Genomic DNA, 25,899 nt, shown 5'->3' on the forward strand with positions numbered 1-25,899 from the left:
TAGCCCCTCGCCTACCCTTCAGGAAATGACATGGCTAAGAGATATGGGCGCAATCAGCGCCGGAAGCATCGTGAGCAGATCGAAGTGCTCGAGAGCACATTAAGAGCGAAGGACGATGTTCACCGGAAAAAAATACTGCAGGTCGTAAGGGAGTTGGGAGATACTATCTCCCTGATAGTCGCTTGGGATAACGATGTTCGGGAGATGCTCGGGGATTACTCGGCATTTCTGATAGAAACTGGACGTATCAAACATGGCAAGGTGTTCGACGCGTTCTTTAAAGTGCGTCTAAGCCCTGTGGTTCCAGAGACGCCATCTCCGATTGATTTAGTAGCTTTGCATGACCGCGTAACAACCTTGCGCAATTTGATTGAGATCGAAGAACTCCGTTACGATCTTCAACACCTAGTTAGGTTCCAGCAGGTCGATAAGAACGGAAATACATTTCTGCATCTCTGCTATGGGCTCCCTCAAAGAGAATTGAGACGCATGTATGAGCGAGATTACGTGCAGCTCGCGGAGCACATAGCTCACGAATTTCGTTCTTACATTGAGAACCCACCTGCCAATTCACACTCAAACTATAGGGAATTTCGGCCATGACGCCACAAGAAGCCGTCGACGCACTGAATGGTGCGGAATACACAAAGGAAGGCTCTCCCGAGCTGTTCGCAAAAATGAAGGACGCGGGACTGGTTGCCGTTTTTGGTGCGAGCGACGATCTGGTTGAGTTACGTGGCGCGATATATGATGAGATTGGCGCTTACGAAGGCACGACCTTTTACGTGACGCCAGCGGGCTTGCTGCAAAACAAATGCGAAGATGAGCACTGCCCACATTTCGCGCTTGAGAAAGATAAAGCCGCAAAAATTAAAGCGGTATGGTGTGATGAGAACCTAAATACCAGCTGGTCTTATGACACTGATATCCCACATGAGACGTTCTCGATCTATGAGGAAGATGAGCTTTACTGCATCGGCATCGTTTTTGCCTTGGCTGATGCAAGTCCGACGGTCGCCACCGTTACAAACTCTCATTGATCTGGTGATCGGGGATTGGAAAACCGACTGTGTTCGGTCCTGAGCCTTTAGTTCGGTGAACCTGTTGCATAGCATCAGGATCCCCGACCATAGGTCAAGGAGTCGATGCCATTCAGGTTGGCATGCAAATTACCTACACAGTCGGGGTTTCCAGCCCCGGTCGCCGCGTCTGCGACCAATCATCTGCTTAGTAAACTTTTCGCGAGTTGTCAGGATGGAAAATAGTCCAACGCACAAAATGTCCCGAATTGAAAACATCAGCCGTCGCTGTTACATCGTTAATAGTTAAAGGGGGGCTTCCATGAAGCGTTTGATTCTTCTCGCCGCATGCGCTGCGGCACTTTCTGCCTGTGCAACCACCAACGAAATGCCACTCGCGCCTAACATGGTTCGGCTCGACACGCAGGCTTCAGGCGCGTTGTTCGCCGGATCCGCTGGCAAAATTACGATGAAGAAAGCGGCGCAATCGACTTTGAGCCGTGGTTACACTCATTTCCGACTAGAGCAGGCCAGCACATCGCAGGGACGCCAGCTCGTAAGTGTCAACTCTTGGGATAACGGAACCGTGTCAGCGCGCCGTTATGGCAATTCGGTATACGGCAACTATAGCGGCTTTGGATCTGCCACGCCAGTTTATGCACCGACGGCCAACGTGGGTGTGACGGTTATTATGTTCCGGAAAGGCGATGCGGGCGCACGCGGCGCGTTTAACGCTGCAGAAGTCCTGAAAAAAGAAGGCAACGTCTGACAGGGGGGTTACTCCCCCTGCCCTGCACCTTCGGCAAGATCCAGCAAGTATGCCATGACATCGCCGCCTGCGATCAGATCCAGCTTGTCGGCCAATTCCCAAAATCTGTTTTTATCTTCCGGCGCAACTGCAATATTCAGTTGCGCCGTTTTCGTAGATTTTCGACGGCGGCGACCATCGATCATCTTGAGTTTCTTCGGTTTGGTGACGGCTATCTCGGTCTTTGGCAGTATTGGCTGTGGCGCGTGCCGTGTAGAAAAGCCCGCCTCCTCTGCCATACGTTCTAGCTCTTCGGTAGGAACGACATTGGTGGGCGCGCGTGGCTTAAACGCTTCCAGATCAAGATTAAGGGAGGCTCTTTCGCGGCTCATGCTGCTTTGACCTTCTTTTCAGCTCCCAACTGCGAGACGATTGTAGATCTCAGCTGTTCAACAATATCGTCTGTAACAGCTTCTGCGTTGACAATGGCAGTGTGAGGGTTCGCCACATCATCGGCAGTTAAGTCGTAGATAGAGCCGCCGAGCTGAAAAATAGCGCTGAACGCCGCGCGTTCGGCCATTGCAGTTCCAAGCATGGGGATTCCGCTCTCGCGTAACATCTTCTCGATGTGCCTCATTTCCTTGCTGCGCAGCGCAGTCGTCATTGAGAACATCACGCGGTAAGGTATCTGCCTCCTAAAAGCTTTGCCTTCGCGCTCCAACAGAGACACGATCTTTGCGGCTTCGTCTGCGTCGAGCTGCTTACCCTTCATGGGAATGATGACGAGATCCGCGCGGCTGATTGCATAGGTTGTCGTCAGATTTGCAGAGCCTTCGAGATCCACGATGACAAACGGATCTTGTGCTGCCGTCTCGTCTATCACGTCGAGCACATTTTGCTCGTTGACTTTCGGGATAACGCGAAGGTTTTCCGGCATCTTCTCGGTGCGGCTGGCCCAACGGGCAATAGGCTGGTTTGGATCAGCATCAACGACGGTAACGCGAGATCCTGCGGCGGCAAGCACCTGCGCCATTAGCAATGCAGTCGTGGACTTTCCAACGCCGCCTTTTGTCGAGCACGTCACGATTACCGGCATAGTAGTTAGCTCCTAGAGGTCACGATGTGACGACATTGGAACTATGAGGTTAATATCTGGTGAACATAATGCGGCATCATTGGCGCTATGCCGCGGCAATGATGTAAGCAGGTAGGCAATAGCTCGCCAAATCATAGTGCATAAGAAGTGACAATATCGCGCCTTTATAGACGCTACAAAGCAACGATAATTCCCCTAGCTGCTGGCTATCATGTCAATTTGTTGCCAACACACCGCGGCAACCTATACAATACATAGTGACTATTTTTTCCCTATTTGCCGCCTGCAAATGGACTATGTTTTGCCTAGTGACTTTCTAGTGATTGGAAAAACACTCATAATTTTCAATGGCTTTCATAAAAAAAGGTGGCGCAGCGGCCACCTATAGATTTGATCTATCGAATGTAGATGAGGGCTCACGGCACTCCTAAAAGAAGCCGCGTGGCCGCAATTAGGGTCAAGAGAAATGCAAGATAGACCGCAACTATTGAAGCGTTATTTGCCAGCTTGGTTTGCGTCTGACCTGCGAATTGCGACCAGGCGATGAGAACCGCGCTATAGACGACGAGTGCGCGGATCTGCGCATCGCCATATAGCGCCAGGACGATCAATGCGACCAGTGCGAAGAACATGGCCGAAGCTGCATATTGTGCCTTACTCATTTCTTACCTCTCCAAACGTCAAGAATATCGCGAAGTGTGGTTACGGGATCCTTCGACGCCTTGAGCGCGTAGGAAGCGAGATTGTGCCCGGTGAGGGCAAGGCAGGCCGAAACCGCGTCACTCCAATTTGGATCGAGGTTTAGGCCGTAACGGATAGGTTCTGCCAGAAATGCGGCCACGATGATGCTGCCGAAAAACACGATCACTCGGGACGTAATCGTCATATCGCGCTGCATGATCGCGCCCAACATGGCAAAGCCGATAATAACCACCCACTTAGTAGGCGGAAATTGCCGGAAGAATTCAGTCCAGTCCTGCATTTTTACGGCCTTTGGCAAATTCCTTGGCGGTATGTCCGCCCATGTAAAGACCGAGATAAGCAAGCGAGATTGTCAGCAGCTGATCCATGAATGGAAATGTGATCGTCAGGCCGGTTGCTGCGTTCAGCAATGGAACCAACAGGAGCGCCCATGCCCAAAAGGCGAGGATTGCCCACATGAAAGCAGGACGCCATGCCCACGTCCATGTCGAGCCTTTATCCATTTCAGCCAGCATTAGGCGGTTTGCTTCGGATTGCTGTTTGACGCTGGCGGCAATAATCGCTGGCACGTCCAGCTCGGCTTCCATGATCGCACAGTCCAGCTTATCAGGTGAGCAAGAGGGCAGGGCGGCGGGCTCTACGCCCGCCTTGTCTGCAATCACACCAATGACCGCGTCCGCGACAACTGAGCCAGTCTTGCCGAATTTCTGACTGAGCACGTCACGAATAATAGGCGCGCCAAGCTTGGCGGCCGCATCAACGATGAGTGAAGTTACCAACGCGCTCATATCAGATCCTTTCCGCTTCAGCTGCGTATGCTTCTGCGCGGCGGGATTGGATCACGGCACGCGAAAGGTAATAGGCGAGGGCGATCACACCGGCGACGGCAACACCGCCGATAAACAGATTGAAAGCGAGATCCGCTTGCTCTGGTGAAAGCAGATAGCCGCCAGTGCCGCCGGTAAGCCCACCGCCGCCCTTTGTCGCCGCGCCTTTAACCGCCTCAGTGACTTTCGTCTCTGCTTTGTTGGATTCCTGCTCGAGCTCGAGCTTAACAGCTTTTGGGGCGACCTTTTCAGCAGCCAGCGCCCATGCAACGCCCTTGGCCTCTATATCTGCCACGCGACGGGCCCAACCCTTGCCAAAGGTTTTCCAGATCTTGAGAGACTGCATGAAGCTTAGGCGAGCGGCGCAGATCTTCTTCACTGTTTCGTGGTCGCGCCCACCAATTGACGCCAGCAGCCATTTCCGGCCACGCGACACGCCCGAGTTTACCGACGCGTCATAGACTGCCAAGTTGACACCCATCGCCAGCGTCGAACAACCGGCCTTAAGCCAGTATTCTTTGAAGTAGATCTCGCGCGCTTCAGTGATTGTGATATTGCGAACCGGCTTCACAGCCTTGTTCTGCGACTTGAGCCACGCGTGGTAAACGGCCTCGGTGACACCATACATGGTTTTGCCACCGGGGTCAGAGGGATGGTTTGACCATCCCCCTTCCCACGTTTCCGTAATATCGTGACACATCCGGAAGGTAGACGTTGCATTCATAACTGTGCCCTTGGTGGAAAGGAGCACGTCATGCGCCGTCGTTCGCAACAGTTACCATAAAAGCGAATCAGTGCAAACAAAAATCGCCCCCGCCCAATGGGTTAGGGCAGGGGCTATGTCATTAGCGATACATGAGATCCGGTAAGCCTAAGCGCAACTCTTTACCGAGCCGTTTGTTTTGGATTAGCACGCCGTCTTCTCTCTTTTTGCGGTTCTTCGCTTTGGCTTTTTGCGACTGATGCAACGTTTTGCCAGTAATCGCCATCGGCTTGTTGATCGGCACGCTGTTGAAGTGCTGGATCTGTTTAATCACTTCCGCCTTTGCATCCGCGTCACCAGCATTAACAGCCAACGAAAACCGATTGATCAGCTCTTGCCTGCGTTCCTTGATGCGCTGCTCTGCGTTCTTGAGCGAAGAATTGCGATCCCACGTTTCGGCAACCTTTGCAGGAGAGAACCCCATAGCCTGGGCGATTACGTCCCATGAAGAAATGGCATCGGCTGGCAGCACTTCATCGCCGCGTCCACTGACCACACCTTCGGACATATATCGATAAGCCTTCAACGCGTCTTTCAACACTTTAGGCGACATGGTTTCTATGCCGCGGTAGTATTTACCTTCCATAAGATTTTGTGCACCCGCATACCAGTCACGGCCCATGCTGACAGTCGCGCCAAGGCTATCCAGAATGAAGTTGTTATATTCATCCTTGCCTTTGAGCTCACGGGTAGGGGAGCGGAACCAAATATCAGCCATGCCGATACGGCTGGTTAGGTTGATCCCGGCATAGTGTCCAATTGCACCGTTCAACACTGCGCCACCAAGATTTGGACCAAGCACGTCGACCATGCTTTTCTTGAATTTTTCTTCAAATGTGAATGGATCGTCATCGTCCCCGAACACAGCCCCTAGCAAGGTCATAGCGAGGTTATATCCGAACACGCCAGTAACGCCGCCCATGAGCGACATCATGCCGAACACGCCTGCAAGCTGCGCGCGTGCCTCAGATTTTGCCTGTGCCGTGTCGCCCTTGAACGCTTGCTGAACATCACGAACAACGCGATATATCATATTGACGTTGTGCGACCGGAACACAAACAGGAGCTTGGCTGTATCCCCCTGCATAATTGTAGGGCGGCTCGAGTTGGAATAATCGAAGTGGGTTTTCCAAGTCAGAGAATGCGCCATATCAATAGCCTGATCGTCGCGCATGCCGCGTTCTTTCGCCATACGGAACGCTGCCAGTGCGGTCACTTCGCGGTTGAAAACCTCGGCATTGTGGAATGCCCATGAGATCTTCTCCATGACATTTGCCCATACAGGTGAGTATTCAACACCGGTTTCACCAACGCCCGCAAGATCATGCGACTGTGTGCGATCGATCAATCCACTGTCATAGAAAGCAGCCAGCGCATTGCGTTCGCTTTCATTGAGCGCAGAAGAGCGTTCAGCGCGGCCTCGGCCTTTTACCAACACGTCAGATGAAGCCTTGGCCAGCGCAACCGCTGCTTTCCCCATGCCGCCAAGCCGCGCACCCAAGATAGGGATACCTTGTGCAATTTTCACATTGTTGCGCGCTGTTACTTCAGCAACCGTCCGCTTATAGTTTTCCTCTGCACGCGGGGAATACATCGCGTCAGTGTCGATCTGGATCACGCCGTAGCTCATGGGGAAAGGCATGTGGAAGTCTTTCGACCGCCAGTAATACTCCTGCCGCGCGCCTTCCGGGGAATCGAAGCGATAAATATTGGCGTCGCCTTTCGCCATATAGAATAGCGAGCTGCTTTCCACTTCAAAGAAAGTCGTCGATGCAATGGCGTCAGACCGTACTAGATCTGGCGTATCGCCAAGCTGGAAAAATACCGCGCCCGACTTCGGATTGCCCTTCACGTCTTTCAGATCATAGAAGGCGATGTACTGCCCGCTGATCTGCCCTCCAATGAAGGTCGAAGGCCCAATATCAAGCCAATCGTCACGGCTCATTAGACGCTCTGTGACGTTGCGCGCCTGTCCGTCCGCTGTCACCGCGATAAGGCCTTCGTTCGATGGATAAGCAATTGCGAAGCCCATATCCACGATGCCGCGGGAGTTAATGCAGGGGAAATTCGCCTCTATTTTCACCATCTGCATCGAGTCTGGTGTGCTGCCCGCCGCAAGATAGGGCTGCGCCTTCGTCATGACGATAAGTGAAGTACCGATAGCGCCAAGACCAATAATGGCGGAATCGGTGCGCAATACATACTTTTCCGGCCAAGCGTGCGGACGGTAGGGCTCACAGAAATAAAGTGACTGCCCCACGAACGCGGCCATCATGCCATTTGGCATCGAAATCAGGCCGGTAAGCTCATCCGGTGGCGTGTTCCAAGCTCCTGAAGGAAGAGCTTCGCCAAAATCATCTACGCCAATGCTATCGGCAAAATCATTTGCAGATGCGCTGCGTTCCGCCAAGAAGTAAAAGAAAGTGCCGGACGCACTCGTTTGCGAGCGATAGATCCGCTGTGTTGATATGCGTCGGCCTGCGGGCGGTTCAACAAAGCCCGACAAAGTGACAGTTTGACCAGGCTTCCAATCGATCAGATTTGATGCTGGTGACGGCTCTGTTTCCTCACCGAGATCCGTGACATACGTATAAGAGTAAAGCCGGGCTTGTGTGTCGCCTGTCCCTGTACCCGCGATTGTTGCGGTCAGCGCGGTTTGTGGACGCGGAATGGACAACGGATAGACGGTATCACCGATGCGCATTTTAGGAGCGCCGTCGCCGGTGTAGTATAAGCGTTCAGTAGCAACCGCACCGCTGGCGCAATTGACCACCTTATCCCACGAAAGCCAGCGATCCTGATGTTTGAAAATTGTCTTGTGCTGTGCTGATTCCGCACGCGCGACCTGCACCGACATATTACGAGGCGTCAGGCCACCATCATCCAAGCGCACATTGATAGCTGATTGAGCGGCGGCATCACCCAACAACCGCGGGATAATGCGCGGCTGTTCACCTCTGAAACCGACCAGCTTAATTGCGGGCATAACTGTCCTCTAATAAGAAAGAGGCACGTCATGCGCCGCAACCATTGTGGCCGTTTGAACAGTCGCTGTCAAAGGCGACGGCATGGCCGCTTTATCTAAAGCTTGTAGGCTTCTCGCCAGAAGTCGTCTCTTTGTTCTAGTGTCCACGTCATTGCCTGCCGCACTTTATCAGTGAGCCAGTGCAGGCGATTGAAGTTCTGCGCGCCGATAATGAACATTTGCGCTTCGAACTGATCGTTTTCAGTTGGAAGCTGATCAATGATTGCTTGCAGCGGAGCGGGGATTGTCCCGCTTTGAAGGGCCGCTAACGCCTCCTGACGCGTGATGATTTCAAGCACCGCGAGATATTGGAAGAACTGGCGGCGGCTGATGTAGTCGGGAACAGGTTCGGGTTGTGGTTCCGGTTCCTGATAGTCGAAAATCGGTCCGTATTTGCCGAGATGAGCATCCGCCCATATCTGCCGACCGGCTTCTGTATCATAGTTCGCATGAATACAAATCGGGATCACGCCGAGGTCAGACGTTTTGACCGATCCGCCAAGGAGTGTTTGGTCAGGGTCCAACCATTTGAGCGCCAGTACATCTACAACGTTCATTTAGCCGATCCTTTTAACGAGGCCAGCGGTAGAGCCACCGACGCTTGATGAAACAACTCGCCAAGTCCCATAGTTCACCTGCGCGCCATTCAAACTGCCTGCATTCGAAATAACGAGGTCCACGCCGCCAACGTTCTGTCCATAGGTAAAGGTGGTACTATTCCGAATTTTACACATGGCTACCGTACCCACAGGGAAATCTTCGCCTAGAAGATAATCGCGAGCTCGCCACCAGACTTCATTCTTGGCGCCGTTTGCCCGCGCTTGAGCATCATTCTGGATACTTGGGATATCCCATCCCTGAAGGCGTTCAGCGTTCCATGTGCTGTTTGCATAGTTGACGCTGAAGTTTTTCGGGTCCCATACTTGATAAGCTGTACCGTCACCGTTCCCGCCCCACAACCAAGATGGCTGACCCGATTGACCAGACCATTGAAACTGAACGGCGGCACCGTCTGATCTGCGAGGATAAGCGCGACCGTTCATCGTACCCGCAACGATATTGTTTACTTCGGTCTTGTTATAGAAAATCGCAGCAAGCGCAGCCTTGATATTACCCCATGTCGTTTTGAACATGGTGGATCCGCCAGCGCCGACACCTGTGAAGAAATCACCATCAGCCGGTGCTTGCTTCGAATTTGCACCGGCGACGGCTGCACCAACACTAACCGTCGTTGTGCGGTCGCCCAATTCGTTCAGAGCGCCAGCCGTGGCGCGCAGATCAACTCGGGATCCGGCTACAAATGCCAGTGCGGAAGTGCCTTCCTGTGCTCGCTGGATCGTCATGATCGCGCCATTACGCGTCGTCACCCTGACGATTTCCATATTGCCGGAGCCGTCAACCAGTGTGAGCGGGAACCACTCTTCTGCCAAAAGGGTAGGAAACTTGCCAGCATCGCCGGGCTGCACCGAAAGAGTAGTGTCGGTGGCCGATATGTTGCCCGCGAGCAGCGATGCAGCGTTATTGCTTAGTTTTACCGGCATTATCGGCACTCCCTGATGCGAATTTTGAAACAAACGGTTTTAGTGCGCTCTTGCACCGTCGTGATGGTCAACGACACATGCGCTGTCTCACCGGCCTGCCCGCCCGAAATCCACAACCGCACGTTCTGATTTGAGTAATCCCCCTTATCGATGACAGCTCTGCTCTCGCTGATTTCGGCGGCCCAAGAGTCGACGCGGTCTTCAGGCAAAAGCCAATCATCGAAGGCAACGTCATAATCCAGCACATCGCCCGGTGTTTTCGTGTGAACAGCTAGGCTCATGTCGGATCCTCAAATCGTGGCGTGTTCATGCTGTCCCGATCCTGCGGAACTTCGATATGTCGATGATCGCGGCGGACGATCATTCCCGATGGCTCCCGCGGCACCCTCACCGAACGCGGATCCGCGAGCAGATCCATCGTGCGGAGCTGTTCAGTCGGAACCATCCGGACATGCGGAACCTTCACCTGTTCCTTAAAGGTGATGACGCTGACTGTGCTGATCGTGCGGCGAGCTGTAACAAAGGCATATCCAGTAAGGTTGATCCGTCCCGAGCTCGGTAGACCAACTCGCCTAACGGCTGTGGCGGACTCTTTGGTCCGCATCTTGTCAGCGCCGCGGATCGGAGCAAACGCGCGGAGATTGACAAGGTGCAAGAGCCGGATTGCCGCAATGCCCTGCGCAACCTGCCGTCGCCTTACATTAGCTGATGCTTTTGAAAAGCTTATACGCCCATCTGCAACGGCTGAACGGCGCGCATGGCTGGCAACGGTATGGTGAAAGCGAACCTTCCCGGCTGCGCCCATAACCGCGCGTCTTGTTGCTGCGCCTGTTGCGGAAACAGAAAGTTTCGATGACGTGCGAAGGCTATGGCGTTGGCTGGCATTGACTGCATGAACGAAAATCATACTGGCGATGCCTGGTGCTGCCGTCCTGCGAGTAGTATTGGCGCCGCCCGCCAAGGCAATGCTTATGGCCCCGTCCACGCGCACACGGCGAACTACGGTTGCTGACTGGCTGGTGTGACTTGTGGCGGTACCGGAAAGCGTGTGTATCACTGCGCCATCGTTGATTACGATGGCGTTGATCACCGCGCCTGATATCAATCCGGTACCGGCCATGTCATTCTACCTCAAGCGCCAGCTCGTTAGGGTGAACAACGACCTCATCAGTTGGGTTGAGCGTCTTATCGTACGTAAGAGTGCCGGTCCAAAGGCAATTGCCGCCTGTGGCAGCGTCCCAAATTGACCAATGCGTGATTTTTACAGATGCAGCGCCGTCCATGGTCGGGAAAAGCAATTGCTTCAGGTTCTTAGACTTCTTGGCTGCGGCCACTGCAAAGCCCGTATCAACCGCTTCACCCAAAGCAAAATCGAGACGCGTATAGCTCGGCCACTTTGCGGCTGTCATTTCGTTTGCACCCGTCAAGCCGCCATCGGCTGTATGAAGAGCAATGAAGACACGCGCGGGCGGCTCGAAGGCCTTGCCGCGGACTAATAGATCTATCAGTTTGTTGCCGGTGTAAGTCGTGGCGGGCATAGGGCACCTCAGAAGAGTTGGGGAGTTGTTCGCAGCCTTGCGCCAACCTGCGTTCGCGTAGCCTGCACTTTCGCTTTGGCGAGATCCGTTTCAAACTTTTGCAACATGGCAGATCCGAGCTGTGGGTTCGCAAAGTCGAGGTTCGGCGTCATCAGAACTTGCCCGGCAGCACCAAGCGCGAGCAGCTCGCCGTAATGTTCAACGAGATCAGCTGGCAGCACATCGGCTTCGAGAGCAGGCTTGAGCTGTAAACGCATCCACAAACGGCCTGCGCCACGCGGAAAAACTTGCACCGTGTTGGGCTGCAATTGCGCGTAGTAAGCTGGTCCGTCTGACTGTGGGGCTTTAGGATCGTCCCAATCTGGATAGTTTGCGTCCAGCCAATCAGGAGTTACAGGCTTAAGTGCACGGCCTTCAAAGCGCGCCTTCTCGATCTGAACAATCGCGGCACTTTGGATGGTGCACACATATTCGCAAGGATCCGCCTTGGTGAAGGTAGCTTCATCCGTGTCCCGCCATACAGCAGCGATCGAACAAAGCGCGCGGGCCTTCTCGATAATGTTGCGCTCCGCAAGCGGCAACGGACACGCTGCGGCAAAGGTCCGGACACGCTTCACCAGATCATCCAGCTCTACAAACCGCATTATGCAGTCCTCCGCGCATTCGGGCTGCTATCCGCCTCAACCTGTGTTTTGATGCCGATAGCCTGAGCAAACAGCGTGTAATGGCTGGAGGCCAAGGCGGCACTGCCGCCGGTCGCATCTTTGCTCTGTGCACGGTAGATCACGTAATCCAGCACCGGCGCTTCGTAAGTCTCGAGCAAGCCAATGTCCTGTTGGTACGAATCCAGCTCGTATTCATCGCCTTTGGCCGTAATAACGGGCGGGATGCAAGCCAGCAGAATTTCGATCTTTCCGCTGCCGTCATTGGCTGGATAGATGAAGAACTCGTCCGGGTTCTGTTCGTCGTAAATGTAATGGTCGGCCTGTTTCCGCGGCCTGCGTTCATCATGCCAGTTTGGCTCTATTGCGTTCATAGCAATCAGATCCACCGGGGTCAGAGCTTTGCCCGGTCTGCCATCTGGCAGAATGTTCCGGATAGCCTTCATGAACATCACCGGCGTGCGCTCGCCGTCTGTCGGCCAATGCTGCTTTGTACCGCGTTCAAGTGGAATAACGCGCGTATCGGTAGATGCTGAAGGCTTCGCAATGAGGATCGTTTTGACCGCTTCATTGATCCATTCGGCCAGCTCCGACAAAGGCCAGCGCGTCGACTCCTCATCTGTCAGGAGGATTCGAGCGCGGCTCATGATTTTGCTGGCCGAAAGCATTATGCAGCTCCGTTGTTGGCTTCATCGGTGCCGGAGCCGTCGTTGCCCGCGCCGTCGTTGCCGTTCTCTTCACTGTTGCCAGTGCCGTCGGTGTTGCCTTCGTTCTGGGTTTCACCATTGCCGGAATTTTCAGGCTCTTCCTGCTTGCCGGGTTGGACAGCCTTACGCGACTTCTTCGGCAGTGGAGTTTCTGGCACTTCGCGATAAACCGCCGGTCGCGATAGGAACATGCGCAGGTGAACCAGCTCTGTAACCTTTGCCGTGAAACGGTCGTGATCGTCCTTCACGAAAGTGTACTCAGATCCGCCAACGCTCTGCGTTGTTGGTCCGTTAATGCACTCGATGATCGCCATTGGATTTCCTTCTCGAGAAAATGGAAGGCGACGGCGTCATGCCGTCACCTTCCCGCCCCACGCGTTGATTAAGCGCTGTAGTAAAGCGTAATGCCGAAAGAGCCCTTGGCAGTGGGCGGCGTCTTCACTTCCACACCAATGCCGCGATGCGTGTCACGAACCGGCAAAGAGAGAGCCTGCGGACGCGTCACGCGCATGATGCCAGCTCCGAGCGCGGCTTCAGCAAAGATCAGCCCATCGAGCACACGGGGCGCAGCAACATCGACCTCTTTGTCATCGAAAGAGCCCGTAAGAATGCCAATATCCGCGGTACCGCCAATTTCCGCTGGAATATCCAGCGTGGCGTCGAGCAGCCGGTGATCAGCTGGCAGGCAAGACACTTCGATAATGTCGCCCACTTCGTGCTGTGCCGGATCAATTTCAACAATGGTGCGGAGAGCCACAACAGCGCCGGCGGCAAGTGCCGTCGGGATTGCGAGTGCAGCGGTGATAATCATACCCTTTTTCAAGGTCATAACGACTTCTCCAGTCTAGGAATTTCGGGGAAAAGGAGAACCGCCGCGCTAATGCGCGGCGGCTTGGGAGGATCAGGCCGCTTTGGCGTTTGGATCCTTCGCAGCGGTGTCGATGGAGATCACACCGAAATCAGTATCGTTGAAGCGGGTCTTCTTGATGCCGAGAATAACGCCCGACGAAATTGCGCCGTCGTTGTCATGGTCGACCAGCTCTTCGTTCCAAGTGAAGCGGAGCCCCTTGGTCGAGCCGTATGCAATCACACCGGCCTGACTACCAAGGAACAGCGCGCGTCCGGCTTCAACCTTTCCGCCTACACCCTTCCCGCCAAGGCGGATTGCACGCTCGTGGCTATGGAGAACAACGTTGTTCACCATGCCCAAGCCGCCCTTGAAGATCGGGCTGTTCTTTCCTTCAGCAGTCGCAGCGGCCTTCTGGATCTCGAGCCAACCGCCTTGATCCTTGTTACGCATGTCGTGTTCTTGGAACTTCGACATTACGCAAACATAGTGCGGCTCACCGTTGATTATGACAGGCACCATATTGGCGGCGTCCGGATCTTCGGTTCGCATCATGCTCGCCTTAACGGTCGCACGCTCAATGACCGCGCGTGACATGATGTCGGTTGCCTTCAGGTCGGCATGGCCTGTTGCCTCGCCGCCGAACAGCAAGTGAGCATCATCCGGAGCCTGAAGTGGGTTTTCGGCGGTGCCAGTGAAGTTGATATCTTCAATGAACTCATGATTCACGCCACGTTCGCCGGACAGATAGATGAAGGTAAGTTCATCGAAATAAGCCGCCCAATAGTCAGAAAGGCGATTTTTGCCGACGCTGCGCATGTCGTGTTCGGTACGCTTACGTGACATTGCGCCGCCAGTGCGCACACCGTGGCGCAACTGATCGATCGTAACCTTGTCGCTGGCAAAGCGAAGGTTTTCTTCGTTACCCGACAATCGCTTGTCGCCCTTGGTCGGTGCCTGGCGAAGCTGAATGGAAAGATCGAACGAGATGGTGTCGCCCTTGGCCGATTCAAGATCGGTCAGGCGCTGGATCACCGAGTTTTCGTCTGTGCCGACGAACTTGCGTTCAAAGTAGGATTTCTGGCGCGTGGCGACGAAGAGATTACCGGACCAACGCTTAACGGCGCGCTTATCGCCGAACGGAATAATAGTAGCAGCCATGACGTACTCCTTTGGATGAGAGAGCACGTCATGCGCATATCTCTAATAGTGTTACTCGGAATTGCAGGAAAAGGCAATAAAGTGAATGTGCGCCGCCGCCACGGCGCGCATCCATTATTGTTCGGCGTCTTCGCCCGCCGTTTCGACAACGGCAGGCGGGTTTTTGAGTAGGTTGATTGGCGAACGTTCAGTGACAAAGCCAAGCCGCACGCGTCGGCCCTGCTTTTCCTCAACCGTGATATGAAGATCGTCCGCAATCTTCACGGTCTGCCCAACTTTGACGGTAAGTGTAAGCACTGGCTCTACCCCGTTAAGCGTTCATGTAACGGTCGAGATCCGCCGGGCTCAACTTCGTCAAGGCTTCCTCGAACTTTTCAATGTCCGTGTCAGCCAACCGGTCGAGGAACGCAAATTCGCTGCCATCACCGGCAATATCTTCTGCCGCTGCGGCTGGAACATTGCGCAATGAGGGTGGCATATCCCGCTTGGCCGCGGCCTTCCCCGATTTATCCGGTTTAGGATCCTTGGGCTTTGGCTCTCCGAAGATCTCTTCGCCCAACTCAGCACGCAAATTGCGATCTGCCAGTTTCAGGACGTTCGGATGGAACGGGTTCGATGCATACTGGCCCACCTGCAGCGATTTCACATGCTCATTGAGCATCTTGATAAGCGCGCTGCCCGGCTTGTAGACGGAATTTCCTGCGATGAAGTCAGGAACAACCTTGCTCTGCCAGTCTTCTTTGGCCGTCTCTACCTTGTGTTCGCGGCGCATGAGATCGGATTGTAACGAATAGATCTCGTCATCAATCTTTCGCTCCTGCGCAGCTTTTTCCTGCGCGGTGATATCGCCGTTATCGAACTTCTCAGCTAGTTCCTGCTTGAGCTCCTGCTGTTCCTTGATCTTTTCTCGCTGGCTTCCAAGATCTGGCAAGGGATCGAAGGTGGCTAGATCATCATCGCCGCTGGCGTCATCGTCGCCAGCATCGCCACCATCCTTACCTTCTGGAGCAGCGTTCAAATCAAGCTCGGGTGCGCCTGCGGCTTCCTGTGCGGCGAGTTGTGCATCCAGATCGGTTTCGCCACCATCACCGTCGCCGCCATCGCCATTACCGGTATCATTATCAACACCGTCACCTTCGTCACCTGCGTCATCGTCGCCAGCCCCCTGCGTGTAAGCTTCAAGCTCCTGCTCATAGCCTTCGCGCTCTTCGTCGGTGAGCTGCTGTAGATCTTCTTCAGTGAGTTTTTCAAATTCCGTTGCCATTTGGGGCGGCTCCTGTCAGTTCTTCAGGTGAGTGGCCGAGCAACTGGCCTTCCATTGCTTCACGGTTCCCTGCCGCTTCAGCCTCTTTCTGTTGCTCCAACAGAGCCGCCGCTTCTGTCTCTTCCATAGTCGAGCGGGAATCGAATCCGCTCTCATGCAAAATGTGGTCCGCAATCGTGACCGCTGAAGGCGATGCCACGGCCTGTCCAGCCGCCGTCAGCGCCTTGCCCTGCGCGTCAACACGTGTGTTTACGATCTTGGCTTGGATTTCCGTCGCCGCGGCCTCATCGCGTGCAGCCTTCGCATTTTTAGTGCGAATTTCGGCCTGTGCGACCGCTTCAGCCATCTGCGCTTGCTTCTGTGCCGCCGCCTCAGCCGCCTGCTGTTCCGGCGGGATCTCGTTAGGATCTGCATCGGGATCCGGCATTTTGGAAATTGAACGAATACGCTTCGCAATTTCATCCGCGTAAGGCAAATCCGTCATCTGTACGATCAGATCAAGGAACGCCATGCCTATTTGTGGCGGCATGCGTGTGACCATCTCCATAAGCTGGTCAACCTGTGCCTGACGCTGCGTGCTACGTAGTTCTTCTTCGTCAATGACATAATCCGCTTTGGTGCGGGTGATATCATTGTCTGGAAGGCCGTCGTTCACTTCGATAAATTCAGCCTGTCCGCGCTTGTTGGTGATACGGAAAGCTTTCTTTTCCGACATGAACTGTTCGACAAGGGAAAGAACCTTTTCGCCACGCACTTGCTGCGCAAAGATATTGTTGTCAAACAGCTTGGCCGTGGACATGCTGCCCTGATCCTGCCTGCGCTGAATGGCAATGCCAGACGATGCATTTGTGCGTCGGCCTAAGAGCTCATCAGTCACGCCAGATGCTTGCTGCACCATAGCGATAGATCGTGACATGAGCTCCAAGTGACCTTGTGAGAGCTCGCGATCTGTATCAATGCGCAGCTCGGTGCCACGCTTTTTGATGATGACAGCATCAGGGCGCGCTACTTCTTCCAAAAAGGCGTCCAGATCATCGATAGCATCATCATCCATGATGGTTTTGCTAGTCGAAAGGATATGCAGTGCCTTTGATGCTCGCTTGTTCACATCGCGCTGAATATCCTTCAGTCGACGGATCATGCCGTATGGCAAGCCGTCCTTCGCACGCCGATAACCCCAAATCGGTGTGAACGGATACTTATTGTGACGGTATGGCGAACGCCCGAGATAAAGCATGCCGGCTGATGTGAAGATTGCCACATGCATGCGCATGATAACTGACTTCACAAGATCCGCTTCACGATATGCCAGCTGATCGCGGTGCGCCTGCGAGAATGGATCGAAGATCTCGCCGCTAAATGTTCCACCTGACATACGCATGGTTTCAACCGGACGACGGAACCATGCCTCTACGATCCGCACGCGCTTGCGATGATAACCGCCGACCTCAGATCGATTGCTAACCCCTACGCCTGCATGCGCATGTTGGTTCTCGATCTCTTTTTGATCGGAAATCTCGTCTGAAAGCTCATCAAGGCCGTAGTAGCCCTGTTCAGCTGTAGCTGATCGTTGCAGCAAGCCCTTGCGCTTTGAGAACATGGCCTCTGCGATATCGAGATCCACCCACTTGTGACGGAAGACATATCGAGCATCACTCAGATCCAATTCCATCGCGGTTGAATCGTAGAGCATATTGCGCCAGTCTTCATACCGCGTAAAAATCGGCTCTCCATCCGCTTCAGCGTCAAAACCGTCCTCAAGCCAGCCAATGCCAACACGTACCGCATCCTCGAATGCTCGGGATTTATGGAAGGGCGTGCGCGATGTGTCCGAAAGATATTTCAACAGCTCTGTCTTGCGCTGCGCTGGCTCGCTCTCATCCTTCCGACGCGGCAGAACCTTGAAATCGGTGCGGGTGCGCTTCTCAGTGCCAGTCACCCAATCAACCGATGCAGAAAGTACGTTATAGACCAAAGGAAGCTGACCGCGTTCCTTCAACACCTGCGCGTCGGCTGGATCCCATTGAATATTGTCGTAGAAATCGTCGTCTTCGGCCTGCTCTCGCCGGTTCTGGTACTGCCTGTCCTGTTCTGTAATGTAATAGGACATGAGCTGCTTATGCAGCGTGCAGGCTTGAACCCCATCCAAGAAATTCGCGGTCTGCCTTGGCTTCTTTTCCGGTGTGTCGGCTTGCGCTATCGGATCTTTCTTCCGCTTTGTTCGCACATTGTCGATGAAGTCGAGGTTTTCAAACATAATCGCGGATCTCCTGTTCGGTGATCTCGCCTGTGTCATGGTCGATACGGATCAAGTCGGCTGTAACGACTTGTTCAACGCCGAGCGAAGCAAACGGCGGTATCGCCAAAAGATCTCCCAAATGATCGTGGATCAATGATGTGAGACGGATTGCATTGCGCTTATTGAAGCGCATGCGCAGTGCTTCAAGAAAGCCCGCGATAGTGCGAGCAGCTCCGCGCGGATCGCCTAATTCTTCAGACCATTTCCACGCCTCAGTCACCGGCACGATGCAGGGGATATTATGGTCGCTGTTTTCTTCGCCAGTGCGGACAATGACCATTACGGAAGTGAACTGCGAGTTTTCCTCGCGCATCCATGAACCGATGAATGTCAGATCGCCATGCACTTTCGTCCAGGCGCGGTATCGTAGATCAAGTGCGACGGACATTAAGCCATTTTCCTTGTGCGCTGCCCATCACGCCGCCATCCCTGAGCGACGAGAGCGGTTCGGTTTTGATTGTCCGCCGTTGGATCCTGCGACCTTGCGCACGCGGTCTGCGTACTGCGCCTTCTGTCGAATGGCGTCCGCTGCGTGCTGGTGGCCGTTTTTGCGTGGTGTGGACATGAAAACGCCCTGCCGGGAGTTCCAATCCTTCCGATAGTTCTCAAGGTGCTTGATGCCCTCTGCACACTTGGTTTCATCGAAATGGTAAGTGGCGAAATCGGTGCGCAGCTCTGTAATCGCCGCCAACAAGTCGTTGGTGCGTGGCACGATCTCGATATCGGGAAGTCCTAGATCCCCGAGCATGTCCTCGTAAGTGCGCAAAGCTTCTGCGCCGATGCGCCTGTGCGCAGCATCATGCGGCAGGAAGTGCCTACCGTAGAGGTATTTGCGTTCGCGGAGTTTCTTGACGTAGTGGGCTGGCGGCTCGCCGCTGGCCTCTTCGTAGTCAATCCATATGTCTTGACCGCTGATGACTTGCAGGAACCAAATAGCCGTGTCGTCATTCGTGCCAATGTCCCAAAAGGTGTAAACCGGATAGGCGGGATCGTATGGATACTTGCCAATTCGATCTTCACGCCGGGCAAGTGCCAGCTGATCAGCCAGATAGACGCCATCGGTTGAAGTCTGGAAAGCTTCGTCGAGTGTCGACGGGAACTGCGACCACATCATTTCGCGGTCGCCCGCAAAATCCGTATCGCGTTTCTTCACGTACCAAGCGCGCTTACGCGCGTTCAGTTTCCGCCCGATCTTCGGCTCTAGATCTTCAAAATACTGCCGGTCGCGTTCAGAGATTATAACGTCGGTTGGATCTGTTTCGTATTCCTCTGCATCCCACCATGACGCGAAATGCAGTTTGTAATCCATTGTGGTCGGTTTCTTGCCAGCATCAACAATAGCCTTGGCCGTCATGACCATATCGTAGAAGCCGCCCTCTTTGCCCTTGGCCGTCGACTCCACAACGACAATGCCGTGCTGATCGACGGCTGGTAGCGAGCCAGAACGAATTTCGGCGGCATGTTCTGGATTGTTCGCGCAGATCTCGCCGTATTCGGAAACGTGCAGCCATTGCAGGGTGCGACCGCGTGCGGACGTGGCGATAATCATGGTGGAGCCATTGCTCCACGCCAATTCCTTGATGTTCTTTGTGGTGAGGCGCGTCATCTGACGCACAGCAACTGGCAGATTGTTATAGGCGATCAGGATCTTGTTGTTGCGGATTGCCTTTGCCGTATCGAGATCCTGCGCGATGATCCCCGCAATCGTGTTGTCCACGAACAGGCACGCATCAAGCATCATCAACTGAACTACGGTACTGAACCCGCGCTGGCGGGCCTTGGGCACCACATTGCGGAACCAGATATCCTTGATGAACTGGTCTTGAACCTCATTCGGCTCAAACAGCACCAACTTGCCGTTCTTATCGAGTATCTTGTATAGACTACGTATCCGCCACAGGGGATCATCTAGCAATTTAGCTAGTTCCCTTGGATGCATCGCATCAGCTGGCGTGGATTCGGACAACGAGAAGCCTTGTATTCCCTCGTTTTATTCGTATTCGTCCGCGCCGCGAAATATATTCAGCCTTTTGTCAAAAATCTATATGAAACGTGGTTCACCCATATTGACAGTGTAGTCTATAGACTATACTTAATAAGACGTTCACGCGAGTTGTGTGTGAATGACGCGCTGCCGGGTGTTCCACCCCAAGCCCCCCCGCCCAAAGTTCATTCGGTGGCGCGTCCTGAGTACCGAGTTCTTGAGTATGGCAGGGTAGAGCAGTCCGGTAGCTCGTCAGGCTCATAACCTGAAGGCCGGTGGTTCGAATCCACCCCCTGCAACCATCCGGGCCTTTCTGCTTAGTTCCTCCTCTTTCTTCCGCAGATTTACTGATTGATCGTCAGAGGCCCGGTCCAATTCATGTGAGGTAGGACCGTGGCTGCATCCGCGATTGAACGACTGACTGAAGAAAATGAGATCCTGAAAGAACAAATCGTCCAGCTCAAAAACATGCTGGTTCCACCTGCTGAACTGCCGCAGGAATGGCGATTGACTGGTAATGAAGCGACTATTTTCCGGTGCCTTATGTCGCGCGATGTAGCTGACAAAGACTTCATCTGGCATTCGCTTTATGGGGACCGGGTCGATAATCCGCCAGAACAGAAAATCATAGACGTTCATATCTGTTACATGCGGAGAAAGCTAAGGCCGTTCGGGATCCAGATCGGCACGGTTTGGGGCCGCGGTTTCTCGCTGTCAGACCGCCGTCGCCACGCATCGGAGCTCGCCGCCTGATGCCAGCATATCGTTCTGAAGCTGAAGGCGAAGTTCGCCAGGCTGTTGTTGAATATATACGGATCCAGCGCCCTAACGCGCGCATCATACACGAAATCAATTCATCATTCGGCGGCACGCGCATCGACGTGCTTGCGGTTGACCGTGCAGAAATAATCGCATTCGAGATCAAGTCAGCGAAAGACAAGCTGGATCGCCTGCTCGACCAGATGAAAGGCATGAAAGGCGTTGCGCACCATGCCATTGCTGTTCTGCATGAAAAGTTTCTCTCGGAAGAGTACGTCACCAATCCATCAGCAGCGCATTATGAGCGTGAAGGCGTCTTCTATCTCAAGGATCTGCCCGGCGAATACCGGCATATGACCCGCACATGGATTTATCCGCAACGGAACCGCGCTATGCATCCAAACGGACACGACAGCCATGCCCGTTGGCCTGATCTGGCTTCTAGCCTGCAAAAGCCCCTGCCCGCCACATCACTTTACATGCTTCACCACGCCGAGCTGCTCGCACTCTGCAATCGCTTGCAGATACACTCCGGCAAGCGCCCGACATGCGAGCCAATGATCAACGCCATTCGTTGGAATGCCACGGGCCGGGACATTACCCGCGGCGTCTGCGCAGCACTTCGCGCCCGCGAATGTATCGAAGCCGATCCCGCCATTATCGACGCTGAGTAAGGAGTTCGTCGTGCCTAAATCAATCGTTCGCGTTTCACCGCCGTTGCTTGAACAATTTCTCGAGAACCTCCCTGACACAGGAGTGGTCGTCACCGGGTTGTCACCAGCATATCTTTATAGCGATGATACTCTTCGGGTAAGCATCGCTGGTGATGACGTACCAGACGCTCCGGAAACCGTTGTCATATTCACGCGCACGCACGCTTATATGCGCCCAACCATGACGCTACGCCCTTATGTGCCAGTGCAGCGCCCCGACACTGACGGCCTTCTCCCATATCAGCGAGACGCGCTGAAAGCACTTGAGGGCGAAGGCAAGGTGTTCTTTCCAGCACGAAGCCACAGCAAATCATGGTTTCAGCGCCTCTTCCCGCCTTGCGGCCTATCTTTCAGCCAACGCCTCCGAGCGGTCAGGGAGAAGGCAGAAGCTGAAATTCGTAAGTTTGATGAGCAGTCGGCGCAACGGAACAATGTTTCCAAAAACGGGCAACAAGTTTCCGATGAGGATAAGCAATGAAGCCGATCCTTGATATGTGTTGCGGATCTCGCATGTTCTGGTTCAACAAGGTTGATGACCGTGCATTGTTTGGAGATATCCGCGCTGAAGAGCATGTCTTATGCGACGGTCGCCAGCTCACAATATCCCCTGATCAGATCCTCGACTTTCGCCAGCTGCCGTTCGATGACGACATGTTTAGCCAGGTCGTTTTTGATCCGCCGCATCTTGTGCGAGCAGGTGAAAAGAGCTGGATCCGAAAGAAGTATGGCGCGCTCGACCGTGAAACATGGCGCGAAGATCTGCGCAAAGGCTTCGCTGAGGCTTTCCGCGTCCTGAAGCCGAACGGCACTCTCATTTTCAAATGGAATGAAACGCAAATCAAAGTCCGTGAGATCCTCGCTCTCACTGATGTGCGCCCGACTATCGGACATACGTCAGGCAAGCAGGCAAAGACGCACTGGATTTGCTTTCTCAAGCCTGAAGGATCCAACTCATGATCAAAATTCTCAAGCGCAAAGCTGTCGATCTGTCTAAGCAGGTTATAGACCATCGACACGGCACTCAGCGATGGGGCCACATGCTGCATACCTCAACAATGAGCGATGAGCGCCCTCGCAGCTTACGCGAACGCTTAAGCGACTGGTGGTATTCAGCCGTCCGATATTCCTTCCTCGTTCACTATTCACCATACCCTGAAATCGGAGCAACCCTCCTTTGGACTTCCGCGACTGGCGACCGTAAAGCCACACTGTATGCAGTCGAGCCGTGTGGAAATGTCCACGATATGCATAAGATTTATGTCCGTCTTCTGCCTTCTGGACGAATGCAAAAGCAATCTGCGAGCACGTCGGCCCGAGGATCCAGCTCATGAACCTGCGCACCCTCAAAAAGCTATCGAAACGCGCTGCGCCTCTCCTGCCCTTGCTTGGTGATACACGCGAACAGTTCCCGGCCAAGCCTTACGACAATTATCATCATGGCTTCATTGGCGACCACAAACATTGGGAGCGTGGCCGCTGTCACCCGACCTATGAAGGCCGCAACGATTGGCTTCATCCTCGCGGTGCACAGATCCTGTTCACCACGCGCAAAGGCAAGCCCATGGTTATGAAACCACCTTCGCACCCGCGCAAAGGCACGATCATGGTTGGCTGCACAGTCGGCTATTACGAACCGGAATGGGACGAGCAAGACGCATGGTCCGCTCTGCAATCCAACGTAGAGAGCTATTTCCAAGAGTTCGATGGCGAGAACTTGATCCTTACTCGCGCGTTTCCAACAGTCGCCAGCGTCTTTGCAGCTGCTCATGAAATTATCGCTGAAAGGGCCAGCTCATGACCCACAAACGCGACAAATTCTGGATGGTCTATGGCGCCAGCCGCGCTGCGCCAACTTTCCAGCACACGATAAAGAAAGCGGCTGAAGGTGAAGCGAAGCGGCTTGCTGCACTGCATCCCGGCGAACGCTTCTATGTGCTTCAGGCCGTTGCAGGCTTTCAGGCTGACCAGCCTAAAGTTCGCCCTATCAAGCTCGTTGCAACAGACGATATCCCTTTCTGAGAGATCCAACATGACCAGCATTAATAACGACGCGCCATTCATCGACATGAGCTCTGACGAACCAATTACTGTCATTAAGACACGCTCCGTAGGCAAATCAGAGCGCGTGACAGACGCCGATCTACCCGGCCAAGGCTTAATGGATGGTATTGTGCTGGCGATGGATGCATTGCTTGCCGGACGTAAGCGGCTTGCATCTATCGACCCCGAATGGGACCAAGGCGATCTTTTCCCAAAGGCGATAGAGGCACTAAACGCAGCGCCTGCCGCTATCCGCGCTATGGTTCCAATCATGCCAGGCAACGGCTTCACGCCCACGCATCGCCACATCAAAAAAGGCAACGATTACGAATACATTGGCGGCGCTCGCATCCAGTCTGAAGTTCCGCTCCATGATATGGATGAAGTCGCCGTTTATCTCGGGCGCGATGGTGACTTGTGGGCGCGTCGTCAGTCCGAGTTCAACACGTCGCGCTTTGAAAGCCTGCCTGAAGCGCCGCTACCGCCTGAAGATCCTTACATCGCAGAGCTTGAAGCCGACAACGCGGCGCTGACTGCGCGGGTTAAATACCTTGAGACAGAGAACAGTTCGCTAAGAGACAAACTCCGAAACGAAGCCCTCGAAACCCAACTCGCGGCTGCAACAGAAATAGCGGCCAGAGCAGCATATCGAGCATGTGCGGAAACACGGCATGTGACTCTAGGCGAGAAAGCCGCAGCCGCAGTTCGTACCGCCTTGGAGGCGCAATCATGAGCCGCCTCACTGACGTAGATATTCGCAACGCCATTGATTACGCACTGCGCCGCAACCCGATTGAGGAATCCGCCGACGGTGAAGAAGGCGAATGCACAATGGAAATCACGGATCCAGCCACGTTGCTTCCGTTCGTCATGTGCCTGCTCGAAGAATTGAAGGTTATTCCATGACCAATGAGCCAATTGAAGAGCAAGCTTACGTCATGGGCGTAACCGTCGTGGATATTGGCGACATTCGTGTCGCACGCGGACTGACACGCCGCCCTGTCTCATCATGCCGCCATCGACAACTGGTCTATGATAATCGAGAACGTCGGATCTGGTGCAAGGACTGCGAGACAGACGTAGATCCGTTCGATGCTTTCACATCATTCACCGAGCAATACGACCGCGCATTCAAGGATCTGGTCAAAGGCCGTCAGGAGCTCGAGGAAGCCGAACGCTTCCAATGCCGATCTATCGCGGCTCGGGAGATTGATAAGGCATGGCGCAGGCAGAAGTATGTGCCAGCCTGCCCGACGTGCAATCACGGACTGTTCCCTGAAGACTTCAAGAATGGCGCGTCCCTGTTGGGTCGGGATTATGCGCTGAAGCGCCGTCAGCAAGCGAAGAACAGTAAAACTTGAGTGCTATGCCCGCCTGAAAGCCTGCGTATATGATGACTACGCAGGCTTTTGCTTATCCGGATCCTGTTCCCGCAGCACGCGCGCACCATGCCGCAATCTGATGTGGCGCTGTGGTCTGGATTCGACGGCTACATTGAAAGCCGCGATAGCCATCAAAGCGTTCATGCTGATCGCGAGCAGGCTTTCGACCCGGTTGTCGACTGCCAGCTCTTCGACGTGAAAGCACATCGCCTCGTACTGTTCTCTGGTGTAATGCGCCAGCATGTAGATCTCCACCGATTAGGAATGTGCGCCTAATTATAGTATCGATCGACAGGAATAAACACCTAAGAAAAGTTTAATAGGCTGGCAACCATATCTGTGCGATATGTGGGCAACCTTATTCGAGGGCAAGAGCAGTAAGCGCCTGCCAGTCGGCGCGTCAGGGGGAATAAGCCACCCTGACCTTGGCATAGGCTTTGCCCTCGAAATGGAGTGACACTAATGGGTTTTATACCTGTGAGTATCACACTTACGATAAAGAAAACCCGCACGGGCTGGCGTGCCTACGTGCGGGTGACATTCTTTAGCTAAGTGCAACGGCTGGCAGAGTTAGCGCTCTGTCAGCCACTCCATGAACATAGCGCTTTCAGCACTACATTTCAAGATGATGCAGATATCCGCCCTTGACGGGGTTAGCCGACACGCACAGTACAAGCGTGATAGCGGCCCGCTGCATCAAACTGGTGAGGCGGCAGGCGGGATTCGAACCCGCGGCCAGCAGCCTAAATCCTCCGGCACCACACCATCAACGGAAAGCCACCACTCTACCCCTGAGTTACTGCCTGGCTGATTGGTTATTTC

At 54.1% G+C, this 25,899-nt stretch carries 35 protein-coding genes and 2 tRNA genes; 13 read left to right on the plus strand and 24 right to left on the minus strand.

From position 1 onward, the window contains the following. Nucleotides 1-30: 30 nt before the first annotated feature. From OIV19_RS21475 to OIV19_RS21485, 3 genes are all read left to right on the plus strand, one after another. Nucleotides 31-603 carry a hypothetical protein gene (locus OIV19_RS21475; protein WP_264233722.1) on the plus strand — a complete coding sequence of 191 codons (573 nt, stop codon included), beginning with the start codon at nucleotides 31-33 and terminating at the stop codon, nucleotides 601-603. After that, nucleotides 600-1,040 carry a hypothetical protein gene (locus OIV19_RS21480; protein ID WP_264233724.1) on the plus strand — a complete coding sequence of 147 codons (441 nt, stop codon included), beginning with the start codon at nucleotides 600-602 and terminating at the stop codon, nucleotides 1,038-1,040. The genes OIV19_RS21475 and OIV19_RS21480 overlap by 4 nt, the downstream gene beginning before the upstream one ends. A gap of 301 nt (nucleotides 1,041-1,341) precedes the next feature. Next, nucleotides 1,342-1,788 (plus strand): hypothetical protein, encoded by a 447-nt coding sequence (locus OIV19_RS21485; protein ID WP_264233726.1) that lies wholly within the window; start codon nucleotides 1,342-1,344, stop codon nucleotides 1,786-1,788. A gap of 8 nt (nucleotides 1,789-1,796) precedes the next feature. On the opposite strand, the gene OIV19_RS21490 is transcribed toward OIV19_RS21485, so the two are convergent. The 22 genes from OIV19_RS21490 to OIV19_RS21595 form a co-directional block, all read right to left on the minus strand. Continuing rightward, entirely contained in the window at nucleotides 1,797-2,159 is a 363-nt protein-coding gene (locus tag OIV19_RS21490; protein WP_264233728.1) for a hypothetical protein, read from the minus strand. Further along, nucleotides 2,156-2,863 (minus strand): ParA family protein, encoded by a 708-nt coding sequence (locus OIV19_RS21495; protein WP_264233730.1) that lies wholly within the window; start codon nucleotides 2,861-2,863, stop codon nucleotides 2,156-2,158. Before OIV19_RS21495 ends, OIV19_RS21490 begins: the two co-directional genes overlap by 4 nt. A 416-nt stretch (nucleotides 2,864-3,279) precedes the next feature. After that, nucleotides 3,280-3,525 carry a hypothetical protein gene (locus OIV19_RS21500; RefSeq protein WP_264233732.1) on the minus strand — a complete coding sequence of 82 codons (246 nt, stop codon included), beginning with the start codon at nucleotides 3,523-3,525 and terminating at the stop codon, nucleotides 3,280-3,282. Then, complete coding sequence (locus tag OIV19_RS21505) at nucleotides 3,522-3,845, minus strand: hypothetical protein (RefSeq protein WP_264233733.1); 324 nt, start codon at nucleotides 3,843-3,845, stop codon at nucleotides 3,522-3,524. The genes OIV19_RS21500 and OIV19_RS21505 overlap by 4 nt, the downstream gene beginning before the upstream one ends. Further along, the gene (locus tag OIV19_RS21510) at nucleotides 3,829-4,353 is read right to left on the minus strand and encodes a 3TM-type holin (RefSeq protein WP_264233735.1); all 525 of its coding nucleotides are present in this window, start codon (nucleotides 4,351-4,353) and stop codon (nucleotides 3,829-3,831) included. Before OIV19_RS21510 ends, OIV19_RS21505 begins: the two co-directional genes overlap by 17 nt. A 1-nt stretch (nucleotide 4,354) precedes the next feature. Next, nucleotides 4,355-5,116, minus strand: a complete 762-nt coding sequence (locus tag OIV19_RS21515) for a glycosyl hydrolase 108 family protein (protein ID WP_264233737.1) — start codon at nucleotides 5,114-5,116, stop codon at nucleotides 4,355-4,357. A gap of 121 nt (nucleotides 5,117-5,237) precedes the next feature. Beyond that, nucleotides 5,238-8,141 (minus strand): PLxRFG domain-containing protein, encoded by a 2,904-nt coding sequence (locus tag OIV19_RS21520; RefSeq protein ID WP_264233739.1) that lies wholly within the window; start codon nucleotides 8,139-8,141, stop codon nucleotides 5,238-5,240. Between the two features lie 95 nt (nucleotides 8,142-8,236). After that, entirely contained in the window at nucleotides 8,237-8,737 is a 501-nt protein-coding gene (locus OIV19_RS21525; protein WP_264233741.1) for a hypothetical protein, read from the minus strand. Continuing rightward, nucleotides 8,738-9,721, minus strand: a complete 984-nt coding sequence (locus tag OIV19_RS21530; protein ID WP_264233743.1) for a hypothetical protein — start codon at nucleotides 9,719-9,721, stop codon at nucleotides 8,738-8,740. It abuts the gene before it with no gap. Beyond that, the gene (locus OIV19_RS21535) at nucleotides 9,721-10,002 is read right to left on the minus strand and encodes a phage fiber-tail adaptor protein (RefSeq protein ID WP_264233745.1); all 282 of its coding nucleotides are present in this window, start codon (nucleotides 10,000-10,002) and stop codon (nucleotides 9,721-9,723) included. The genes OIV19_RS21530 and OIV19_RS21535 overlap by 1 nt, the downstream gene beginning before the upstream one ends. Further along, nucleotides 9,999-10,841, minus strand: a complete 843-nt coding sequence (locus OIV19_RS21540; RefSeq protein ID WP_264233747.1) for a hypothetical protein — start codon at nucleotides 10,839-10,841, stop codon at nucleotides 9,999-10,001. The genes OIV19_RS21535 and OIV19_RS21540 overlap by 4 nt, the downstream gene beginning before the upstream one ends. Before the next feature lies 1 nt (nucleotide 10,842). Continuing rightward, nucleotides 10,843-11,259 carry a phage tail fiber protein gene (locus OIV19_RS21545; protein ID WP_264233749.1) on the minus strand — a complete coding sequence of 139 codons (417 nt, stop codon included), beginning with the start codon at nucleotides 11,257-11,259 and terminating at the stop codon, nucleotides 10,843-10,845. Between the two features lie 8 nt (nucleotides 11,260-11,267). Further along, nucleotides 11,268-11,903 carry a phage adaptor protein gene (locus OIV19_RS21550; RefSeq protein WP_264233752.1) on the minus strand — a complete coding sequence of 212 codons (636 nt, stop codon included), beginning with the start codon at nucleotides 11,901-11,903 and terminating at the stop codon, nucleotides 11,268-11,270. Beyond that, the gene (locus OIV19_RS21555) at nucleotides 11,903-12,589 is read right to left on the minus strand and encodes a phage adaptor protein (protein WP_264233754.1); all 687 of its coding nucleotides are present in this window, start codon (nucleotides 12,587-12,589) and stop codon (nucleotides 11,903-11,905) included. Before OIV19_RS21555 ends, OIV19_RS21550 begins: the two co-directional genes overlap by 1 nt. Then, nucleotides 12,589-12,942 carry a hypothetical protein gene (locus OIV19_RS21560; protein ID WP_264233755.1) on the minus strand — a complete coding sequence of 118 codons (354 nt, stop codon included), beginning with the start codon at nucleotides 12,940-12,942 and terminating at the stop codon, nucleotides 12,589-12,591. Before OIV19_RS21560 ends, OIV19_RS21555 begins: the two co-directional genes overlap by 1 nt. A 68-nt stretch (nucleotides 12,943-13,010) precedes the next feature. Further along, entirely contained in the window at nucleotides 13,011-13,457 is a 447-nt protein-coding gene (locus tag OIV19_RS21565; protein ID WP_264233757.1) for a hypothetical protein, read from the minus strand. 72 nt (nucleotides 13,458-13,529) lie between these two features. Next, complete coding sequence (locus tag OIV19_RS21570; protein ID WP_264233759.1) at nucleotides 13,530-14,636, minus strand: N4-gp56 family major capsid protein; 1,107 nt, start codon at nucleotides 14,634-14,636, stop codon at nucleotides 13,530-13,532. A 114-nt stretch (nucleotides 14,637-14,750) separates the two neighbouring features. Beyond that, the gene (locus tag OIV19_RS21575) at nucleotides 14,751-14,933 is read right to left on the minus strand and encodes a carbon storage regulator (protein ID WP_264233761.1); all 183 of its coding nucleotides are present in this window, start codon (nucleotides 14,931-14,933) and stop codon (nucleotides 14,751-14,753) included. A gap of 13 nt (nucleotides 14,934-14,946) precedes the next feature. Continuing rightward, the gene (locus tag OIV19_RS21580) at nucleotides 14,947-15,900 is read right to left on the minus strand and encodes a hypothetical protein (protein WP_264233762.1); all 954 of its coding nucleotides are present in this window, start codon (nucleotides 15,898-15,900) and stop codon (nucleotides 14,947-14,949) included. Next, on the minus strand, nucleotides 15,884-18,157 hold the full coding sequence (locus OIV19_RS21585; RefSeq protein WP_264233764.1) for a portal protein: 2,274 nt from the start codon (nucleotides 18,155-18,157) through the stop codon (nucleotides 15,884-15,886). Before OIV19_RS21585 ends, OIV19_RS21580 begins: the two co-directional genes overlap by 17 nt. Further along, nucleotides 18,150-18,587, minus strand: coding sequence for a hypothetical protein (locus OIV19_RS21590; protein WP_264233766.1), 438 nt, complete (start codon nucleotides 18,585-18,587; stop codon nucleotides 18,150-18,152). Before OIV19_RS21590 ends, OIV19_RS21585 begins: the two co-directional genes overlap by 8 nt. A 27-nt stretch (nucleotides 18,588-18,614) precedes the next feature. Beyond that, nucleotides 18,615-20,114: a terminase large subunit gene (locus OIV19_RS21595; RefSeq protein ID WP_264233768.1), complete on the minus strand. Its 1,500-nt coding sequence runs from the start codon at nucleotides 20,112-20,114 to the stop codon at nucleotides 18,615-18,617. Nucleotides 20,115-20,407: 293 nt separating this feature from the next. Between OIV19_RS21595 and OIV19_RS21600 the strand changes: the two genes are divergently transcribed. The 10 genes from OIV19_RS21600 (at nucleotide 20,408) to OIV19_RS21645 (ending at nucleotide 25,056) form a co-directional block, all read left to right on the plus strand. Next, a tRNA-Met gene (locus tag OIV19_RS21600) sits at nucleotides 20,408-20,485 on the plus strand. 91 nt (nucleotides 20,486-20,576) lie between these two features. Next, nucleotides 20,577-20,936: a helix-turn-helix domain-containing protein gene (locus OIV19_RS21605; RefSeq protein WP_264233769.1), complete on the plus strand. Its 360-nt coding sequence runs from the start codon at nucleotides 20,577-20,579 to the stop codon at nucleotides 20,934-20,936. Beyond that, a complete protein-coding gene (locus OIV19_RS21610) occupies nucleotides 20,936-21,616 on the plus strand; it encodes an NERD domain-containing protein (protein ID WP_264233771.1) in 681 nt (226 codons plus the stop codon). Before OIV19_RS21605 ends, OIV19_RS21610 begins: the two co-directional genes overlap by 1 nt. 10 nt (nucleotides 21,617-21,626) lie before the next feature. Then, a complete protein-coding gene (locus tag OIV19_RS21615) occupies nucleotides 21,627-22,133 on the plus strand; it encodes a hypothetical protein (protein WP_264233773.1) in 507 nt (168 codons plus the stop codon). Next, on the plus strand, nucleotides 22,130-22,612 hold the full coding sequence (locus tag OIV19_RS21620) for a class I SAM-dependent methyltransferase (RefSeq protein WP_264233774.1): 483 nt from the start codon (nucleotides 22,130-22,132) through the stop codon (nucleotides 22,610-22,612). The genes OIV19_RS21615 and OIV19_RS21620 overlap by 4 nt, the downstream gene beginning before the upstream one ends. 370 nt (nucleotides 22,613-22,982) lie before the next feature. After that, a complete protein-coding gene (locus tag OIV19_RS21625) occupies nucleotides 22,983-23,453 on the plus strand; it encodes a hypothetical protein (RefSeq protein ID WP_264233776.1) in 471 nt (156 codons plus the stop codon). Next, entirely contained in the window at nucleotides 23,450-23,674 is a 225-nt protein-coding gene (locus OIV19_RS21630) for a hypothetical protein (RefSeq protein ID WP_264233778.1), read from the plus strand. The genes OIV19_RS21625 and OIV19_RS21630 overlap by 4 nt, the downstream gene beginning before the upstream one ends. Nucleotides 23,675-23,684: 10 nt before the next feature. Then, nucleotides 23,685-24,428 carry a hypothetical protein gene (locus tag OIV19_RS21635; RefSeq protein WP_264233780.1) on the plus strand — a complete coding sequence of 248 codons (744 nt, stop codon included), beginning with the start codon at nucleotides 23,685-23,687 and terminating at the stop codon, nucleotides 24,426-24,428. Then, nucleotides 24,425-24,601 carry a hypothetical protein gene (locus tag OIV19_RS21640; RefSeq protein WP_264233781.1) on the plus strand — a complete coding sequence of 59 codons (177 nt, stop codon included), beginning with the start codon at nucleotides 24,425-24,427 and terminating at the stop codon, nucleotides 24,599-24,601. The genes OIV19_RS21635 and OIV19_RS21640 overlap by 4 nt, the downstream gene beginning before the upstream one ends. Then, nucleotides 24,598-25,056: a hypothetical protein gene (locus OIV19_RS21645; RefSeq protein WP_264233783.1), complete on the plus strand. Its 459-nt coding sequence runs from the start codon at nucleotides 24,598-24,600 to the stop codon at nucleotides 25,054-25,056. Before OIV19_RS21640 ends, OIV19_RS21645 begins: the two co-directional genes overlap by 4 nt. 36 nt (nucleotides 25,057-25,092) lie before the next feature. On the opposite strand, the gene OIV19_RS21650 is transcribed toward OIV19_RS21645, so the two are convergent. Together OIV19_RS21650 and OIV19_RS21655 are read right to left on the minus strand one after the other, a co-directional pair. Further along, entirely contained in the window at nucleotides 25,093-25,320 is a 228-nt protein-coding gene (locus OIV19_RS21650) for a hypothetical protein (RefSeq protein ID WP_264233784.1), read from the minus strand. A 465-nt stretch (nucleotides 25,321-25,785) separates the two neighbouring features. Next, nucleotides 25,786-25,881: transfer RNA gene (locus tag OIV19_RS21655), tRNA-OTHER, on the minus strand. Nucleotides 25,882-25,899: the final 18 nt, after the last annotated feature.

The organism is Brucella sp. HL-2, from assembly GCF_025846885.2.
Classification (GTDB): Bacteria; Pseudomonadota; Alphaproteobacteria; order Rhizobiales; family Rhizobiaceae; genus Brucella; species Brucella quorumnocens.

Bases quoted from the DNA above. Each gene is read 5' to 3' on its own strand.
- OIV19_RS21635 (WP_264233780.1), top strand. From the start codon at position 23,685: ATGACCAGCATTAATAACGACGCGCCATTCATCGACATGAGCTCTGAC.
- OIV19_RS21610 (WP_264233771.1), top strand. From the start codon at position 20,936: ATGCCAGCATATCGTTCTGAAGCTGAAGGCGAAGTTCGCCAGGCTGTT.
- OIV19_RS21645 (WP_264233783.1), top strand. From the start codon at position 24,598: ATGACCAATGAGCCAATTGAAGAGCAAGCTTACGTCATGGGCGTAACC.
- OIV19_RS21520 (WP_264233739.1), bottom strand. From the start codon at position 8,141: ATGCCCGCAATTAAGCTGGTCGGTTTCAGAGGTGAACAGCCGCGCATT.
- OIV19_RS21540 (WP_264233747.1), bottom strand. From the start codon at position 10,841: ATGGCCGGTACCGGATTGATATCAGGCGCGGTGATCAACGCCATCGTA.
- OIV19_RS21515 (WP_264233737.1), bottom strand. From the start codon at position 5,116: ATGAATGCAACGTCTACCTTCCGGATGTGTCACGATATTACGGAAACG.
- OIV19_RS21570 (WP_264233759.1), bottom strand. From the start codon at position 14,636: ATGGCTGCTACTATTATTCCGTTCGGCGATAAGCGCGCCGTTAAGCGT.
- OIV19_RS21650 (WP_264233784.1), bottom strand. From the start codon at position 25,320: ATGCTGGCGCATTACACCAGAGAACAGTACGAGGCGATGTGCTTTCAC.
- OIV19_RS21555 (WP_264233754.1), bottom strand. From the start codon at position 12,589: ATGCTTTCGGCCAGCAAAATCATGAGCCGCGCTCGAATCCTCCTGACA.
- OIV19_RS21640 (WP_264233781.1), top strand. From the start codon at position 24,425: ATGAGCCGCCTCACTGACGTAGATATTCGCAACGCCATTGATTACGCA.
- OIV19_RS21565 (WP_264233757.1), bottom strand. From the start codon at position 13,457: ATGACCTTGAAAAAGGGTATGATTATCACCGCTGCACTCGCAATCCCG.
- OIV19_RS21475 (WP_264233722.1), top strand. From the start codon at position 31: ATGGCTAAGAGATATGGGCGCAATCAGCGCCGGAAGCATCGTGAGCAG.
- OIV19_RS21500 (WP_264233732.1), bottom strand. From the start codon at position 3,525: ATGAGTAAGGCACAATATGCAGCTTCGGCCATGTTCTTCGCACTGGTC.
- OIV19_RS21620 (WP_264233774.1), top strand. From the start codon at position 22,130: ATGAAGCCGATCCTTGATATGTGTTGCGGATCTCGCATGTTCTGGTTC.
- OIV19_RS21550 (WP_264233752.1), bottom strand. From the start codon at position 11,903: ATGCGGTTTGTAGAGCTGGATGATCTGGTGAAGCGTGTCCGGACCTTT.
- OIV19_RS21480 (WP_264233724.1), top strand. From the start codon at position 600: ATGACGCCACAAGAAGCCGTCGACGCACTGAATGGTGCGGAATACACA.
- OIV19_RS21510 (WP_264233735.1), bottom strand. From the start codon at position 4,353: ATGAGCGCGTTGGTAACTTCACTCATCGTTGATGCGGCCGCCAAGCTT.
- OIV19_RS21485 (WP_264233726.1), top strand. From the start codon at position 1,342: ATGAAGCGTTTGATTCTTCTCGCCGCATGCGCTGCGGCACTTTCTGCC.
- OIV19_RS21580 (WP_264233762.1), bottom strand. From the start codon at position 15,900: ATGGCAACGGAATTTGAAAAACTCACTGAAGAAGATCTACAGCAGCTC.
- OIV19_RS21545 (WP_264233749.1), bottom strand. From the start codon at position 11,259: ATGCCCGCCACGACTTACACCGGCAACAAACTGATAGATCTATTAGTC.
- OIV19_RS21525 (WP_264233741.1), bottom strand. From the start codon at position 8,737: ATGAACGTTGTAGATGTACTGGCGCTCAAATGGTTGGACCCTGACCAA.
- OIV19_RS21490 (WP_264233728.1), bottom strand. From the start codon at position 2,159: ATGAGCCGCGAAAGAGCCTCCCTTAATCTTGATCTGGAAGCGTTTAAG.
- OIV19_RS21505 (WP_264233733.1), bottom strand. From the start codon at position 3,845: ATGCAGGACTGGACTGAATTCTTCCGGCAATTTCCGCCTACTAAGTGG.
- OIV19_RS21585 (WP_264233764.1), bottom strand. From the start codon at position 18,157: ATGTTTGAAAACCTCGACTTCATCGACAATGTGCGAACAAAGCGGAAG.
- OIV19_RS21625 (WP_264233776.1), top strand. From the start codon at position 22,983: ATGAACCTGCGCACCCTCAAAAAGCTATCGAAACGCGCTGCGCCTCTC.
- OIV19_RS21630 (WP_264233778.1), top strand. From the start codon at position 23,450: ATGACCCACAAACGCGACAAATTCTGGATGGTCTATGGCGCCAGCCGC.
- OIV19_RS21560 (WP_264233755.1), bottom strand. From the start codon at position 12,942: ATGGCGATCATCGAGTGCATTAACGGACCAACAACGCAGAGCGTTGGC.
- OIV19_RS21535 (WP_264233745.1), bottom strand. From the start codon at position 10,002: ATGAGCCTAGCTGTTCACACGAAAACACCGGGCGATGTGCTGGATTAT.
- OIV19_RS21495 (WP_264233730.1), bottom strand. From the start codon at position 2,863: ATGCCGGTAATCGTGACGTGCTCGACAAAAGGCGGCGTTGGAAAGTCC.
- OIV19_RS21530 (WP_264233743.1), bottom strand. From the start codon at position 9,721: ATGCCGGTAAAACTAAGCAATAACGCTGCATCGCTGCTCGCGGGCAAC.
- OIV19_RS21590 (WP_264233766.1), bottom strand. From the start codon at position 18,587: ATGTCCGTCGCACTTGATCTACGATACCGCGCCTGGACGAAAGTGCAT.